The following is a 14,653-nucleotide window of genomic DNA, read 5'->3' as shown; positions in this document are numbered from 1 at the left end:
CCTCGTCACCTGTCGGTGAAGCCCGCGCCTAGTCCTCGCTGGAGGCGGACGGCAGCTTGGTCTGGATGAGGTCCATGACCGAGGAATCGGCCAGAGTCGTGACGTCGCCGACCGCGCGGTCCTCGGCGACATCGCGCAGCAGACGCCGCATGATCTTGCCCGAGCGGGTCTTCGGGAGCTCCTGGACGGGAACGATGCGCTTCGGCTTGGCGATCGGGCCCAGCGTGGCGCCCACGTGGTTGCGGAGCTCGCCGACGAGGGTGTCCGTCTCGGAGGCGCTGCCGCGCAGGATCACGAAGGCCACGATCGCCTGGCCGGTGGTCTCGTCCTTGGCGCCGACCACGGCCGCCTCGGCGACCGAGGGGTGCGAGACCAGCGCCGACTCCACCTCGGTGGTGGAGATGTTGTGGCCGGAGACCAGCATCACGTCGTCGACGCGGCCCAGCAGCCAGATGTCGCCGTCGTCGTCCTTCTTGGCGCCGTCGCCCGCGAAGTAGCGGCCCGCGAAGCGGGACCAGTAGGTGTCGACGAACCGCTGGTCGTCGCCCCAGATGGTGCGCAGCATCGACGGCCACGGCTCGGTGAGGACCAGGTAGCCGCCCCCGCCGTTCGGGACCTCGTGGCCTTCGTCGTCGACGACGGTGGCCCCGATGCCCGGCAGGGCGCGCTGGGCGGAGCCCGGCTTGGTCTCGGTGAGGCCGGGCAGCGGGGAGATCATCATCGCGCCGGTCTCGGTCTGCCACCACGTGTCCACGATCGGGCAGCGGTCGCCGCCGATGTGCTTGCGGTACCAGATCCAGGCCTCGGGGTTGATCGGCTCGCCGACCGAGCCCAGCACGCGCAGGCTCGACAGGTCGAACTTCGCGGGGATGTCGTCGCCCCACTTCATGAACGTGCGGATCGCCGTGGGCGCGGTGTAGAGGATGGTGGCGCCGGACTTCTGCACGACCTCCCAGAACCGGCCCTGGTGCGGGGTGTCCGGGGTGCCCTCGTACATGACCTGGGTGGCGCCGTTGGCGAGGGGCCCGTAGACGATGTACGAGTGCCCGGTCACCCAGCCGATGTCGGCGGTGCACCAGTAGACGTCGGTCTCCGGCTTGAGGTCGAAGACGGCGTGGTGGGTGTACGCGGCCTGCGTGAGGTAGCCGCCGGAGGTGTGCAGGATGCCCTTGGGCTTACCGGTGGTCCCGGAGGTGTACAGGATGAACAGCGGGTGCTCGGCGTCGAAGGGCTGCGGGGTGTGCTCGGCGGACTGGCGTCCGACGACCTCGTGCCACCAGACGTCGCGGCCCTCGGTGAACGCGGTGTCCTGGCCGGTGCGCCGTACGACCAGTACGTGCTCGACCTGCGGACACTTGGCGACGGCCTCGTCGATGGCGGGCTTGAGGGCGCTGGGCTTGCCGCGGCGGTAGCCGCCGTCGGCGGTGATGACCAGCTTGGCGTCGGCGTCCTGGATGCGGGAGGCCACGGCGTCGGCGGAGAAACCGCCGAAGACCACCGAGTGGGCGGCGCCGACGCGGGCGCACGCGAGCATCGCGACGACGGCCTCGGGGATCATCGGCAGGTAGACCGCGACCCGGTCGCCGGCCTGGACGCCCAGCTCGGTCAGGGCGTTGGCGGCCTTGGAGACCTCGTCCTTGAGCTCGGCGTAGGTGATCGCGCGGCTGTCGCCGGGCTCGCCCTCGAAGTGGATGGCGACGCGGTCGCCGTTGCCGGCCTCGACGTGCCGGTCCACGCAGTTGTAGGCCACGTTCAGCTTGCCGTCCGCGAACCACTTGGCGAAGGGCGGGTTGGTCCAGTCGAGCGTCTCGGTCGGCTCGGTGTCCCAGGTCAGGCGGCGGGCCTGCTCGGCCCAGAAGCCCAGCCGGTCCGCGTCGGCCTGTGCGTACGCAGCCCCTGTCACGTTGGCGGCGGCGGCCAGGTCGGCGGGAGGAGCGAATCGGCGCTCCTCCTTCAACAGGTTGGCCAGGCTTTCGTTGCTCACGACATCTCCCTTTCCCAGGGTGTCCGTTGTGTCCCCGGGCATAGCTCATCAGTCAGCGGCCCTGGTGACAAGGGGTAGCCGAAAATTGGTTTAGACCTATACCACAGCCGGGCGGACGTGCAGAGTGGCCCCTTCCCGCTGCAGGGTGCGGGAAAGGGCCACTGTGTGACACGGATACCGGAGGCTACCGGTTCGTCGGCGTCCATGATCAGGATCCGCAGGCGACGGCGATTCGGCCATCATCCGGGCATCCGGGCACGGGTGCGTCGGGGTATCGGGGCGTCCGGCCGTCGTCCGGCCGTCCGGCCGTCCGGCCGTCTTCTCAGGCGTGCTGCCCGACGTGCTCCGCGGCCTGGTGTCCGACGCTGTCGAAGACCCGGCAGTCGAAGAAGTCCTCGCCCTCCGACAGCAGGTACGCCTGGGCCTCGCCCACGTGGAAGTACATCCCGTGCAGCTCCAGCGTGCCCTCCGCGAGCCTGCGGGCCACCGATTCGTGCGCCCGCAGGTGCTCCAGCTGCTGCACCACGTTGGTCAGGCACAGCTGCTCCACCGCGTCGGCCGGGAGCCGGCCCGCGATCCGCACCCAGGCGTGGTGGCGGCTGGCCATCCGCTCCAGACTGGGCAGCCCGTGCCGCAGCCACCGGCGCAGCGGGGTCATCGGGGTTCCCGGCGCGGAGTTCAGCAGCGCCTGCATGGCCCCGCAGCCCGAGTGCCCGCACACCGTGATGCTGTCCACCTTGAGCACGTCCACCGCGTACTCGATGGCCGCCGCGACCGAGTCGTCCGTGGACTCGGCGCCCGGCAGGGGGACCAGGTTGCCGACGTTGCGGACGGTGAACAGGTCGCCGGGGCCGCTGGCCGTGATCATGCTGGTCACCAGGCGGGAGTCGGCGCAGGTCAGGAAGAGCTGCGAGGGCCGCTGCCCCTCCCGGGCCAGCCGGGCCAGCTCCTCGCGGACGTGCGGCGCGGTGTCCCGCTGGAAGGCGCTGATCCCGCTGGCCAGTTGGCCGGCGCCGCGGCGGCGCGGGGCCGGGGGCGGGGCCACCGACTCCACCGCCTCCGCCGACTCCAGCGCGTCCATCGCGTCGGGGGCCGCGGCCGCGCCGGGGATCATGGGCTCGGCCGCCGGGCGGTGGTCGCAGTGGTTCATCCACGGGGTCCAGGGGCGGCAGCACTGGTGTCCGCCGCGATGGGTCCCGCGATGGGATCTCTGATCGGCGCGGTGGACCGAGTGGGCCGAGTGGGCAAGGTGGGGCTGGTGTGCCGTGTGCGTCCGGTCGCCGGAGTGACCCGCCCCGGCCATCCGGGCGGTGGAGCGGCCGGTGACCTCAAGCGAGCCCCCGTGCACCAGATGGGCGTGCTGCCAGTCCTGGAGCGTCTCGTACGCCGCGTGGTCCATGAAGGAGCCGTCCAGCTCCACCACCACGCGCCCGCCGGGCGGGATCTGGTTCAGCACCCGGCTCAGTCGCGGCACTGCGAGGAAGGTCAACTGCCCTCGCGCCCACACCCGGTGGACCCCGTCCTGCACCTCCACGGTGATCCGGGTACGGGCCAGCCGGTGCAGTGCGAGCGCGACGGCCACCGCGATGCCGACGGCGACCCCCTCCAGGACCCCGCCGAGCACCACGGCCGCGATCGTCGTCACGTACACCGAGATCTCGCGGTGCCGGCTGACCGTACGCAGATGCGTCGCGTTCACCATCTGCACGCCCAGCGCCATCACCAGGGCGGCCAGCGCGGCGAGCGGGATCAGGTCGAGGACCGGGACGAGAAGGGCGGCGGCGAGCAGGATCCACAGCCCGTGCAGCATGACCGACCGGCGGCTGACGGCCCCGGACTTGACGTTGGCCACGCTGCGGACGGCCCCGCCCGCGATCGGCAGCCCGCCCAGCAGGCCCGAGAGCACGTTCGCCGCGCCCTGGCCCCGCAGTTCGCGGTCGAGGTCGGCGCGCGGCGGGCGGTTGCCCGTACGCCGCTGCGAGGCGACGAGCTTGTCTGTGGCGACCGCGGACAGCAGGGATTCCACACTGCCGACCAGGGTGACGGTCAGGACCGCCGCCGCGATGCCGAGGACGGGGCCCTCGGGCAGCTCGGGCAGGGCGTGGCTGCGCCAGGACGGCAGGTCCACCCGGGGCAGGCGGAGCCCGGTCAGCGCGGCGAACGCCGTGGCCGTGGCGACGGCGGCCAGCGCGGCCGGCACCTTGCGCAGCGCGAGCCCTACCCGCCCGGGCAGCCGTGGCCAGCCGAGCAGGACGAGCAGGGTCAGGGCGCTGACGCCCAGTGCTGCCGGTTGCAGATTCGCCAACTGCTCCGGCAGACCGCGGACATTGGCGACCGCGGAGCTCTGGGGAGTGCCGCCGAGGACGATGTGCAGCTGGGCCAGGGCGATCGTGACACCGACGCCCGCGAGCATGCCGTGGACGATGGCCGGGCTGACCATGAGCGCCGAGCGCGCGGTGCGCAGCGCGGCGAGTCCGAGCTGGCAGCAGCCGGCGAGCACGGTGATGGCGCAGGTGGTGCGCCATCCGTACCGCTGGATCAACTCGGCCGTGACCACGGTCAGTCCGGTCGCGGGCCCGCTCACCAGGAGCGGGGTGCCCCCCAGGCGCCCGGCCACCATCCCGCCGACGGCCGCGGCCACCAGGCCCGCCTGGAGCGGGGCGCCGGTGGCGAGCGCGATGCCGAGGGAGAGCGGCAGGGCGATCAGGAACACGGTCAGGGATGCGGACAGGTCGGCGTGGAGATCGGCTCGGTGGCCTTTGTGCGGCGGGCGGTCGGCCGTGGGGGAGGTGGCTGCCATGGGTCCCGTCTCCTCTGCGGAGGGATGAAGCGGCGGGAGTCTCAACACTCAGTAAATGAAAGGTAATGGAGAGTAAAGGATCGTGATAGGGAATGGGGGCAAATGGACTAGAAATTAGCACTCAGGGGTGATTAAGCATTTTGTACGGCTTGTCACATCATCTTCACGGCGGCCCGCATGGGACGTTGCGGCGCGGAAGACCCGCGATGTAACTGCGAGGGAGAGGTGGACGGATGATCGCCGCCACGAAGAAGATCGCCGGCGGCCTGGCCGCCACGGCGCTGGTGCTGGGCGTCGCCGGGTGCAGCACCTCGGAACCCGCCAAGCCCGCCGGCGGGCCGAACGCCAAGAAGGGCCCGGCCCCGGAGGCGGCCCCCGGCAGTGTGAACCGGCTGATCGGCGACGGCTCGACCGCGTACACGGGTGCGCAGCCGAACGTGCGGAAGCCGCAGAAGCTGAAGCCCGGCGAGAAGCCGCCGCAGTTCGTGGTGTTCTCGTGGGACGGGGCCGGCGAGGACAGCCAGAAGCTCTTCTCCCACTTCCGCGAGGTCGGCAAGAAGTACAACGCCCGGATGACGTACTTCCTCAGCGGCGTGTACATGCTTCCTGAGGAGAAACGTTCCCTCTACACGGCCCCGCAGCACGAGTCCGGCCGCTCGGACATCGGCTTCGGCGACGTCCAGGGCATCAAGGACACGGCCGCCCAGGTCCGCGGGGCCTGGCTCGAAGGCAACGAGATCGGCACCCACTTCAACGGCCACTTCTGCGGCCCCGACGGCGGCGTCGGCACCTGGTCCGTGCCGGAGTGGAAGAGCGAGATCAACCAGGCCAAGTCGTTCGTCAAGAACTGGAAGACCAACACGCCGGACCTCAAGAGCATGGACCCGCTCCCGTTCGACTACGACAAGGAGCTGATCGGCGCCCGCACCCCCTGCCTCGAAGGCCAGAAGAACTTCATGCTGGCCGCCAAGGACATGGGGTTCCGCTACGACTCCAGCGGGATCAGCAAGCAGGTCTGGCCGAAGAAGACGGACGGTCTGTGGGACGTCCCGCTCCAGCTGGTGCCCATGCCGGGCCGTGCCTTCGACACCCTGAGCATGGACTACAACTACCTGGTCAACCAGTCGGGTACGACCACCCAGGGCGACCCCTCGCAGCACGCGTACTGGGGCGAGCAGATGCGTCAGGGCCTCCAGCAGGCCTTCGACCGGGTCTACGCGGGCAACCGCGCGCCGCTGATCATCGGCAACCACTTCGAGTCCTGGAACGGCGGCACGTACATGAAGGCCGTCGAGGACTCCATCGAGTCGATGTGCACGCAGAAGGAGGTCCGCTGCGTGCCGTTCCGCGAGCTGGTCGACTGGCTGGACGCCCAGGACCCGAAGGTCCTGGAATGGATGCGCGGCCTCGACGTCGGTGAGGCGCCCAAGGAGGGCTGGACGAAGTTCCTGACGGCGGGGCCGCCGGCCAAGCCGGCCGCCCCCGCGGTCAAGCCGGCTGCGGAGTCGGCCGAAGAGGAGCCGGGAGAGTAGGGGAGGACTCCGGGCTCTCCCGCAGGACGAAATCGGGGTCGATCTGGGCAGCCAGGTCGGCCCCGGTCTTGGCGTTGCCCCAGCTCTCCGCGTTCCGCAGGTGGAAGTGGACCATCTGCGCGGTGTACCGCTCCCAGTCGCGGTCGGCGTACGAGTCGTCCGCCGCGTCCTGGAGGGCCTGGAGGGCGAGCCGGTTGGTCGCCTCCAGCAGCTCGAACGCCGCCGGGCGGCCCTTCTCCATCGCACGCACCCAGTCGGAGTGCCCGACCGTGACGAGCAGGTCCTCGCCGACCTCGTCCTGGAGGAACTCGATGTCGTCCGTGCCCTGCACCTTGTTGCCGACGACCTTGAGCGCGATCCCGAAGTCCCGCGCGTACTCCTTGTACTGGCGGTAGACGGAGACGCCCTTGCGGGTCGGCTCCGCGACCAGGAAGGTCATGTCGAAGCGGGTGAACATGCCCGAGGCGAAGGAGTCGGAGCCGGCGGTCATGTCGACGACGACGTACTCGTCCGGGCCGTCGACCAGGTGGTTGAGGCACAGCTCCACCGCGCCGACCTTGGAGTGGTAGCAGGCGACGCCCAGGTCCGCCTCGGTGAAGGGGCCGGTGGCCATCAGCCGTACGGGCTCCCCGTCGAGCAGCAGCGTCCGCGCGCAGGCCTCGTACACCGGGTTGTCCTCGGCGACCCGCAGGAGGCGCGATCCCGCTCCGGGCGGGGTCGTCTTGATCATCGTGTCGGCGGAGGCGATGCGCGGGTTGGAGCCCCGCAGGTACTCCTTGATCAGGGGCAGGTGCGCGCCCAGCGCGGGCAGTGCGGCGGCCTCGTCCTCACCGAGGCCGAGCGCGGCGCCGAGGTGTTGGTTGATGTCGGCGTCCACCGCGACGACAGGGGCTTCATTGGCTGCGAGGTGGCGGATGAAGAGGGAGGACAGGGTCGTCTTGCCGCTGCCGCCCTTTCCCACGAAAGCGATCTTCATGTTCACCAAGCGTAGCCGTCTTGTCGCTTTGTGTGGTGCTTGTAAGTGAAGAAGACCACTCCAAGGAGGGGTCGGTGCTACCGACCCCCAGTGCGTAGGCTCCTTACTTATGAGTAGCGCTTCTGACCCGCTGGCCGCCCTGGGCTCGCTCCCGGGTGTCGCCGAATCCGTGGATTCCGTACGCAAGGCCGTGGACCGGGTCTACGGGCACCGGGTCATGCGCCGGCGCAGCGGGGAGATCACCTCCGAGGCCGCGCTGCGCGGTGCGCGCGGGAGCGCGGCGCTGTCCGGGGCGGACTGGGCGCTGGAAGAGGTGCGCCGCCGCACCGACTTCGGGGCGGAGGAGCAGGCGCGCACGGTGGGTGCGGCGCTGCGCCTGACGGCCGAGGCCGGGCAGCTGCTGAGCATCTGGCGGCAGTCGCCGCTGCGGGTGCTGGCGCGCCTGCACCTGGTGGCGTCGGGGTCGACGGCCGAGGGTGATGTGGTGGGCCGCCCGCGGCTGACGGGCGAGCCGGTCGACGAGCCCTTCGTCACCGCGCCGTTGCCGAGCGCGCAGGAGGTGGCGGGCCGGCTGGACGGACTGTCCCGGCTGATCATTGCGGGCGGCTCGGCCCCGGCGCTGATCACGTCGGCGGTGGTGCACGGCGAGCTGCTGGCGCTGCGTCCGTTCGGCTCGTACAACGGCCTGGTCGCGCGGGCGGCGGAGCGGATCGTGCTGATCAACAGCGGTCTGGACCCGAAGGCGATCTGCCCGGCGGAGGTCGGGCATGCGGAGCAGGGCCGGGACGCGTACCTGGCGGCGTTCGAGGGTTACCTCTCGGGGACCGCGGAGGGGATGGGCGCCTGGATCGCGCACTGCGGCCGGGCCATCGAACTCGGTGTGCGCGAGTCGACGGCGGTCTGCGAGGCGCTGCAGCGGGGCGCGGCGTAAGCGCTGATCAGGGGCTTGTGGCGGGGCAGGGCTGCCGCCACGCAGGGTTGCGGCGACACCGTCTTGCATTGGTGTCGCCGCTGGCATTCGCGCCGAGTTACCAAGCGTCCTCGATGGTTGCCCATCAGGCCGGGAACTTTGCCCGTGACCTGGTGCGGCTGGCCCGTAATCGACGGGTCGACGTCGCGTGGGTGCTCGGCGTTCATGCTTCGGTCCGTGGGCCTTACTGCGTTTTAAAGATGATCCTCTCGGATGTTCTTTGGTCTCGCGGGCCGTTGACTCCTTTGTACTCCGCTTCGCTGGCCAGCGGAACCCCTGCCCACTTTTTTTGCCTTTTTCATGACGAGGTGGGGTGAATCGGACAGCCTTCGTTTCCGCAGTTCGGGGCGGCCCGGTGCCCCGGCGGCCCGGCCGCGCCGGGGCCGGGCCGCCGGGGCCCGGGTCGGGCCCCGGCGAACGGTCAGCCCCGGCGAACGGTCAGAGCGAACGGTCAGGCGGAAGCAGCGGCGGCCAGCGCGCTCGCCCGCCGCCGACTGGCGTACCAGACCAGCCCGGCGGTAGCAGCGGCGGCGCCCACCGCGGCCGCGGCCACCAGCGCCGGCCGTGTCGGCATCGACAGCCCCGGCAGCCGCTGCTTCAAGCGCACCGGCCGGTTGAACACCAGGACCGGCCACTCCCGCGCCACCGCCTCGCGCCGCAGGGCCCGGTCGGGATTGACGGCGTGCGGGTGCCCGACGGCCTCCAGCATCGGAATGTCCGTCACCGAGTCGCTGTACGCGTAGCACCGCGCGAGGTCGTACCCCTCGGACTCGGCGAGCTCCCGCACCGCCTCGGCCTTGGTCGGTCCGTACGCGTAGTACCCGATCTCGCCCGTGAAGCAGCCGTCCTCACCGATGACCATGCGCGTGGCGACGACCCGGTCCGCGCCGAGCATCTCGCCGATCGGCTCGACGACTTCCGCACCCGAGGTCGAAACGATCACCACGTCGCGGCCGGCCGTGTGGTGGGCCTCGATCAGGGACGCGGCCTCGTCGTAGATCAGCGGGTCGATCAGGTCGTGCAGGGTCTCCGCGACGATCTCCCGCACCTGTTGGACGTTCCACCCCTTGCAGAGGGAGGACAGGTACTCACGCATCCGCTCCATCTGATCGTGGTCGGCTCCGCCGACCAGGTAGATGAACTGGGTGTAGGCGGTGCGCAGCACGGCTCGGCGGTTGATGAGGCCGCCGTGGTAGAAGGACTTGCTGAACGTCAGAGTGCTTGACTTCGCAATGACCGTCTTGTCCAGGTCGAAGAAGGCTGCGGTGCGGGGCGACGAGTGCGGCAAGGGCTGGATTTCCACGCCCCGAGCATATGCGCCCACCATTCGGCGTAAGGTGTGGCGCGTGGGTTTGCCTGAGAAGGCTCTCGGGTACACCATGGAAGTCACGGATCGTTCGCGACCGTGCTAACCCGGTCTGGCTCCTCCCCCCCCGAGTCGGACCGTGGGGACGACCCCCGCTCTCCCCCCCGGCGGGGGTCGTCGCATGTCCGGACGCGGTTCGCGTCCCTGCCTTCTGCCCCAAGTGACCATTTCCGCAGCCCTCCTTCCTCGGTGGGCCCTGCGTGGCGAAGGCCCTCACTCCCTTGAACTCGTGACGCTGTGTAGTGGTTCCGGCGCGCTCTGAACTCACCTGTTGGGGTGATGGAGTTATTCACAGGGTGTGAGTTGTCCACAGTTTTCGAGCAAGATCCCCTTCTTTTTCCGGATGGCCCCACGGTGATTCCGGCCGCGAAGTCCGCGGTGCTGGCATTTGCAGTGAGAAGGGGGCGGAGATCGTGGCTGGATCGAAGTCATGTGAAGTGCACGAGCGCGCGGAAGCAGGCGGAATCAGGCCATGGGGCGCTCCGGGCGGGGCAACCCCTGGTGGCGGGCGGCCACTGATCATCACCGAGGATCCGCTGCTGCTCGACGATCTGCTGCGGCTGTGCGCGGCGGCCGGTGCCGAGCCGCATGTGCACCATGCGGTGCCCGAGCAAAGCGGAGGCGGCAGTGACGGTGGTGCCGGGAGGGGCGAAAGCGGCTCCGGAGCCGCCCTGGCGCCGGACGGGGGGATCGGATGGGAGTCCGCGCCGCTCGTGCTCGTCGGGGATGATGCCGCCCGCCGGGTGCGAGGAGCCCCGCGGCGGGCCGGCGTGCTGCTCGTCGGCCGGGACCTCGACGACCCGCTCGTGTGGCAGCGGGCGGTGGAGATCGGCGCCGAGGAGGTGCTCCGGCTCCCCGATGCCGAGAACCGGCTCGTCGACCGCATCGCCGATGTGGTGGAGGGCGCCGGGAAACCCGCCCTCGCGGTCGGGGTGATCGGCGGCAGCGGCGGGGCCGGGGCCTCCACCCTCGCGTGCGCCCTCGCCCTGCGCGCCGCCCGCGCCGGGCAGCGGACCATCCTCATCGACGGCGACCCGCTCGGCGGCGGAATGGACGTGTTGCTCGGCGGCGAGAGCGCCGAGGGGCTGCGCTGGCCGGACTTCGCGGGCTCGCGGGGCCGGGTGGGCGCCGGCGCCCTGGAGGAGTCCCTGCCCGAGCTGCACGCCCTGCGGGTGCTCAGCTGGGACCGCGGGGACCGGGTGGTGGTGCCGCCGGCCGCGATGCGCTCGGTGCTGTCCGCCGCGCGCCGCCGGGGCGGGGTGGTCGTGGTCGACCTGCCCCGACGGGTGGACGAAGCCGTGGCCGAGGCGCTGGCGCAGCTCGACCTGGTGCTGATGGTGGTGCCGGGCGAGTTGCGGGCGGTGGCCGCCGCGGGGCGGGTCGCGGCCGGGGTGCGGATGGTGGCCCGGGATGTCCGCGTGGTCGTACGGGGCCGCTGCCCGGGCGGGCTCGACGCCGAAGCGGTGGCGGGGCTGCTGGGGGTGCCGCTGGCCGGAGAGGTCCCGGTCGAGGTGGGGCTCCCGGGGCGCGTCGCCGAGGGAGAACCGCCGGGCGGGCAGGGGCGGGGAGCGCTGGCCCGGTTCTGCGACGGCTTCTGGCGGCGGGCGCTCGGCCCCGCCCAGGGGGTGGCGGCATGAGCGCGGTGCTCCTGGACGCGGTGCGCCGGCGGCTCGCCGAGAGCGGGGCGGAGCCGACCCCCGCCCGGGTGGCGGCGGCCCTGCGGGCACAGGGCCGACTGCTGGGCGATGCGGAAGTGCTGGGGGCGGCGGCGGAATTACGGTCCGAACTGGTCGGCGCCGGCCCGCTGGAGGCGCTGCTCGCCGACCCGGAGGTCACCGATGTCCTGGTGGCAGCTCCCGACCGGGTGTGGGTGGACCGCGGCGGCGGGCTGGAGCTGACCGGGGTGACCTTCGCCGACACCGATGCCGTGCGCAGGCTCGCCCAGCGGCTGGCCGCCGTAGCGGGACGACGCCTGGACGACGCCCGGCCCTGGGTGGACGCCCGGATGCCCGACGGCACCCGCCTGCACGCCGTGCTGCCGCCGGTGGCGGTCGGCTCGGCCTGCCTGTCGCTGCGGGTGGTGCGGCCGAGGGCGTTCACGCTGGACGAGCTGGTCGAGGCGGGCACGCTGCCGCCCGGTGGTCAGCGCCTCCTCGGGGACATGGTCGAAGCCCGGCTGTCGTTCCTCGTCTCCGGCGGCACCGGCACCGGCAAGACCACCTTGCTCAGCGCCCTGCTGGGGCTGGTCGGCCCCGGCGAGCGGATCGTCTTGGCCGAGGATTCGGCCGAGCTGCGCCCCGACCATCCCCATGTGGTGCGGCTGGAGACCCGGCCGGCCAACCAGGAGGGGGCGGGCCTGGTCACCCTGGCGGACCTGGTCCGCCAGGCGCTGCGGATGCGGCCGGACCGGCTGGTCGTCGGCGAGGTCCGGGGCGCCGAAGTGGCCGACCTCCTGGCGGCGTTGAACACCGGCCACGAAGGCGGGTGCGGGACGGTCCACGCGAATGCCGCCGCGCACGTGCCCGCCCGGCTGGAGGCCCTCGGGACCTCCGCAGGGCTGGACCGGGCCGCTCTGCACAGTCAGTTGGCGGCCGCGCTGACCCTGGTGGTCCATCTGGTCCGGGACCGGGCCGGGCGCCGCCGGGTGGCCGAGGTGCACGTGCTGGAGCGCGACGCAGCCGGGCTGGTGGTCACCGTACCGGCGCTGCGCTGGTCCGCCCGGGGTTTCGTCCGGGAGCGTGGCTGGGAGCGGCTGCGTCCGCTGCTGCGGGGTGCGCGGTGAACGGCGCGGCCGCGGTGCCGGTGCCGCTGTTCGCCGGAGTGCTCTGCGCGGGGACGGCCGCCTGGGCGCTGGCCGGGGGAGACCGGGTGTCCCGGCGAGTCCGGGTGGTGCTGGCCGGGGGCGGGCCCGTGGTGCCTCGCGGTCCACAGCACTGGGAGCGGCTGGTGGTCGCGGTGCGGGTACGGGCGGCGCGGTGGCGGGAGTGGTCCTGTCTCGGGATCGGGCTCGTGGTCGCGCTGCTGGGCGGGTCGGTGATCCCCCTGGTGGCGGGCGCGGCGGCGGTACCGCTGGTGAGGCGGTGGCTGCGGGGCCGCCGGCGGGAGCGTGAGCGCGGCGCCCGGACCGCCGGGGTGATCGCGCTGTGCGGGGCGGTGGTCGGCGAGCTGCGAGCGGGAGCCCAGCCCGGGCAGGCGCTGACGGCGGCGATACGGCGGACGGCAGCGGGCCCGGGCGGTCCGGGCCCGGCGGAGGCGGCGGTACTGGCCGCCGCGGCGTTCGCCGGTGACGTCCCCGCGGCGTTGCGGCAAGCGGCGCGGGAGCCCGGCGCGGAAGGGCTGGCCGGGATGGCCGCCTGCTGGTCGATCTCGGTGGACGGGGGCGCGGGGCTCGCCGCCGGACTGGAGCGGCTGGAAGGGGCGTTGCGGGCCGAGCGGGACCGGCAGGAGTCCCTGCGGGCCCAGTTGGCGGGGGCCAGGTCGACGACGGTGGTCCTGGCCCTGCTGCCGCTGGTCGGCCTGCTGATCGGCACCGGACTCGGGGCGGATCCGCTGCGCGTGCTGCTGCACACCCCGGTCGGGTGGGGCTGCCTGATGGCCGGCGGGGTGCTGGAGGTACTGGGGCTGCTGTGGTGCCGGCGGATCGTGGGGGCGGGGGAGCGGTGATGGGCGAGTTCGTGATCCACAGGCTGGGGATGGCGCTGTGCCTCGCGGTGGCGGCGCTGTGCACGGCTTCGGCGGTGACGGCCCGGGTCCGGGCGCGCGGGGTCCGGCGCAGGATGGCGGTCCTGCTCCCGGTGGGAGCGGAACGCCGGGCACCGGCGTTCGGGTCGGGGATACGGGTGGTGGCGAGGGCCTGGGCCGGCCCGGCGGGGGCGCTGCTGGCGGCCTGGGTCTTGGTCGGCGGGTGGCTGGGGGTGCCGGCCGGCTGCGCGGCGGCGGTCGGGGTGCGGTGGCTGCTGCTGCGGGCGAGGCCGCCGGCCGGGGTGGATGCGCGGGAGGCCGAGCGTCAGCTGCCGTTCGCGGCCGATCTGTTGGCCGCTTGTCTGGCGGCGGGTGCGGCTCCCGTCGAGGCGGCCGAGGTGGTCGGCGAGTCACTGGGCGGTCCGGTCGGCGAGCGGCTGGCGCTGGCCGGGGCGGAGCTGCGGCTCGGAGGCGAACCGGGCGCCGCGTGGGGGAGGTTGGCGCAGATACCGGGCGCTCGGGCGCTCGCGGACTGTCTGGAGCGGGCCGCCCGGACGGGGGCGCCGGCCGCGGAACCGGTCTCCCGGCTGGCGACGGCACTGCGCGAGGACCGGGCGCGGCAGGCGGGTGCCCGGGCGCAGCGGGCGGCGGTGCTCGTCACCGCTCCGGTGGGGCTGTGTTTTCTCCCCGCGTTTCTCGCGGTGGGAGTGGCCCCGGTGGTGATCGGAATGGCTTCCGGCCTTCTCTCCTCCACCTGAAGTCACAGCGAAAACTCCGGCAACTTGGGTTCACCGCCGTGCGCGGTAAGGCCCGTCGCATCACCCCTGAGTTCACGTCAAGAAACCGATCAAACAGGAGGTTGTCATGAAGATCATCTGGTCGCGTCTGCGGTCGGCGTTGAGCGGTCGTGCGGACGACGCGGGCATGTCCACTTCTGAATACGCCATGGGCACGATCGCGGCCTGTGCATTCGCTGCCGTTCTGTACAAGGTGGTGACGAGTGAAGCGGTCTCGACGGCACTCCAGTCGACCATCGGGAAGGCGCTCGATGTGCCGTTCTGAAAAGCGCCGGGTGCCGGGCGACCGGGGATATGTGACGGCGGAGGCCGCTCTGGTGATCCCCGCGCTGGTGCTCTTCGCGGCGCTGCTGGTGTGGGCGCTGATGGCGGCGGCCGGGCAGATCCGGTGCGTGGACGCGGCCCGGGCCGGAGCCCGGGCGGCGGCCCGCTCGGAGCCGCCGGGCGTGGCGGAGGCGGCGGCCAGGGCGGCCGCCCCGCCGGGGGCGCAGGTGGGGCTGGAGCGGGAGGGGGACCTGTGGCGGGGCCGGGGCTCGGGGCCGGCGCC

At 72.4% G+C, this 14,653-nt stretch carries 12 protein-coding genes; 8 read left to right on the top strand and 4 right to left on the bottom strand.

The window, feature by feature from the left end; translation table 11 throughout:
• Nucleotides 1-28: 28 nt before the first annotated feature.
• Complete coding sequence (gene acs, locus ACS04_RS14695) at nt 29-2,026, bottom strand: acetate--CoA ligase (RefSeq protein ID WP_209441698.1); 1,998 nt, start codon at nt 2,024-2,026, stop codon at nt 29-31.
• Nucleotides 2,027-2,306: 280 nt separating this feature from the next.
• On the bottom strand, nt 2,307-4,784 hold the full coding sequence (locus ACS04_RS14690) for a SulP family inorganic anion transporter (protein ID WP_063839266.1): 2,478 nt from the start codon (nt 4,782-4,784) through the stop codon (nt 2,307-2,309).
• Between the two features lie 233 nt (nt 4,785-5,017).
• Between ACS04_RS14690 and ACS04_RS14685 the strand changes: the two genes are divergently transcribed.
• The gene (locus ACS04_RS14685; RefSeq protein WP_048477032.1) at nt 5,018-6,316 is read left to right on the top strand and encodes a polysaccharide deacetylase family protein; all 1,299 of its coding nucleotides are present in this window, start codon (nt 5,018-5,020) and stop codon (nt 6,314-6,316) included.
• Here the strand turns inward: ACS04_RS14685 and ACS04_RS14680 are convergent.
• Nucleotides 6,273-7,292: an ATP-binding protein gene (locus ACS04_RS14680; RefSeq protein ID WP_048477031.1), complete on the bottom strand. Its 1,020-nt coding sequence runs from the start codon at nt 7,290-7,292 to the stop codon at nt 6,273-6,275. The two genes, ACS04_RS14685 and ACS04_RS14680, sit on opposite strands and share 44 nt — an antisense overlap.
• Nucleotides 7,293-7,401: 109 nt before the next feature.
• Between ACS04_RS14680 and ACS04_RS14675 the strand changes: the two genes are divergently transcribed.
• Nucleotides 7,402-8,223, top strand: a complete 822-nt coding sequence (locus ACS04_RS14675; protein WP_048477030.1) for a Fic family protein — start codon at nt 7,402-7,404, stop codon at nt 8,221-8,223.
• A 490-nt stretch (nt 8,224-8,713) separates the two neighbouring features.
• Here the strand turns inward: ACS04_RS14675 and ACS04_RS14670 are convergent, their stop codons facing one another.
• Nucleotides 8,714-9,589 (bottom strand): HAD family hydrolase, encoded by an 876-nt coding sequence (locus ACS04_RS14670; protein WP_048477029.1) that lies wholly within the window; start codon nt 9,587-9,589, stop codon nt 8,714-8,716.
• Between the two features lie 503 nt (nt 9,590-10,092).
• Here ACS04_RS14670 and ssd point away from each other — a divergent pair.
• From ssd to ACS04_RS14640, 6 genes are all read left to right on the top strand, one after another.
• Nucleotides 10,093-11,265, top strand: a complete 1,173-nt coding sequence (ssd, locus tag ACS04_RS14665) for a septum site-determining protein Ssd (RefSeq protein WP_048477059.1) — start codon at nt 10,093-10,095, stop codon at nt 11,263-11,265.
• The gene (locus tag ACS04_RS14660; protein ID WP_048477028.1) at nt 11,262-12,410 is read left to right on the top strand and encodes a TadA family conjugal transfer-associated ATPase; all 1,149 of its coding nucleotides are present in this window, start codon (nt 11,262-11,264) and stop codon (nt 12,408-12,410) included. Before ssd ends, ACS04_RS14660 begins: the two co-directional genes overlap by 4 nt.
• Nucleotides 12,407-13,291, top strand: a complete 885-nt coding sequence (locus ACS04_RS14655; protein WP_078864762.1) for a type II secretion system F family protein — start codon at nt 12,407-12,409, stop codon at nt 13,289-13,291. Before ACS04_RS14660 ends, ACS04_RS14655 begins: the two co-directional genes overlap by 4 nt.
• Nucleotides 13,291-14,067: a type II secretion system F family protein gene (locus ACS04_RS14650; protein WP_048477057.1), complete on the top strand. Its 777-nt coding sequence runs from the start codon at nt 13,291-13,293 to the stop codon at nt 14,065-14,067. The genes ACS04_RS14655 and ACS04_RS14650 overlap by 1 nt, the downstream gene beginning before the upstream one ends.
• Before the next feature lie 106 nt (nt 14,068-14,173).
• Nucleotides 14,174-14,371 (top strand): DUF4244 domain-containing protein, encoded by a 198-nt coding sequence (locus ACS04_RS14645; protein ID WP_048477027.1) that lies wholly within the window; start codon nt 14,174-14,176, stop codon nt 14,369-14,371.
• Nucleotides 14,358-14,653: TadE family type IV pilus minor pilin (locus ACS04_RS14640; RefSeq protein WP_048477056.1), on the top strand; the 296-nt coding region annotated here is incomplete at its 3' end. The genes ACS04_RS14645 and ACS04_RS14640, both read left to right, overlap by 14 nt.

The organism is Streptomyces roseus (assembly GCF_001044425.1).
GTDB classification, from domain to species: Bacteria; Actinomycetota; Actinomycetes; order Streptomycetales; family Streptomycetaceae; genus Streptomyces; species Streptomyces roseus.
Note: the sequence above shows the minus strand (reverse complement) of the source record. Positions and strands in the feature narration are given on the sequence as shown.

Excerpts from the sequence above, each read along its gene's own strand:
- acs (WP_209441698.1), bottom strand. The coding sequence starts at position 2,026 with ATGCCCGGGGACACAACGGACACCCTGGGAAAGGGAGATGTCGTGAGC.
- ACS04_RS14690 (WP_063839266.1), bottom strand. The coding sequence starts at position 4,784 with ATGGCAGCCACCTCCCCCACGGCCGACCGCCCGCCGCACAAAGGCCAC.
- ACS04_RS14685 (WP_048477032.1), top strand. The coding sequence starts at position 5,018 with ATGATCGCCGCCACGAAGAAGATCGCCGGCGGCCTGGCCGCCACGGCG.
- ACS04_RS14680 (WP_048477031.1), bottom strand. The coding sequence starts at position 7,292 with ATGAAGATCGCTTTCGTGGGAAAGGGCGGCAGCGGCAAGACGACCCTG.
- ACS04_RS14675 (WP_048477030.1), top strand. The coding sequence starts at position 7,402 with ATGAGTAGCGCTTCTGACCCGCTGGCCGCCCTGGGCTCGCTCCCGGGT.
- ACS04_RS14670 (WP_048477029.1), bottom strand. The coding sequence starts at position 9,589 with ATGGTGGGCGCATATGCTCGGGGCGTGGAAATCCAGCCCTTGCCGCAC.
- ACS04_RS14660 (WP_048477028.1), top strand. The coding sequence starts at position 11,262 with ATGAGCGCGGTGCTCCTGGACGCGGTGCGCCGGCGGCTCGCCGAGAGC.
- ACS04_RS14650 (WP_048477057.1), top strand. The coding sequence starts at position 13,291 with ATGGGCGAGTTCGTGATCCACAGGCTGGGGATGGCGCTGTGCCTCGCG.
- ACS04_RS14645 (WP_048477027.1), top strand. The coding sequence starts at position 14,174 with ATGAAGATCATCTGGTCGCGTCTGCGGTCGGCGTTGAGCGGTCGTGCG.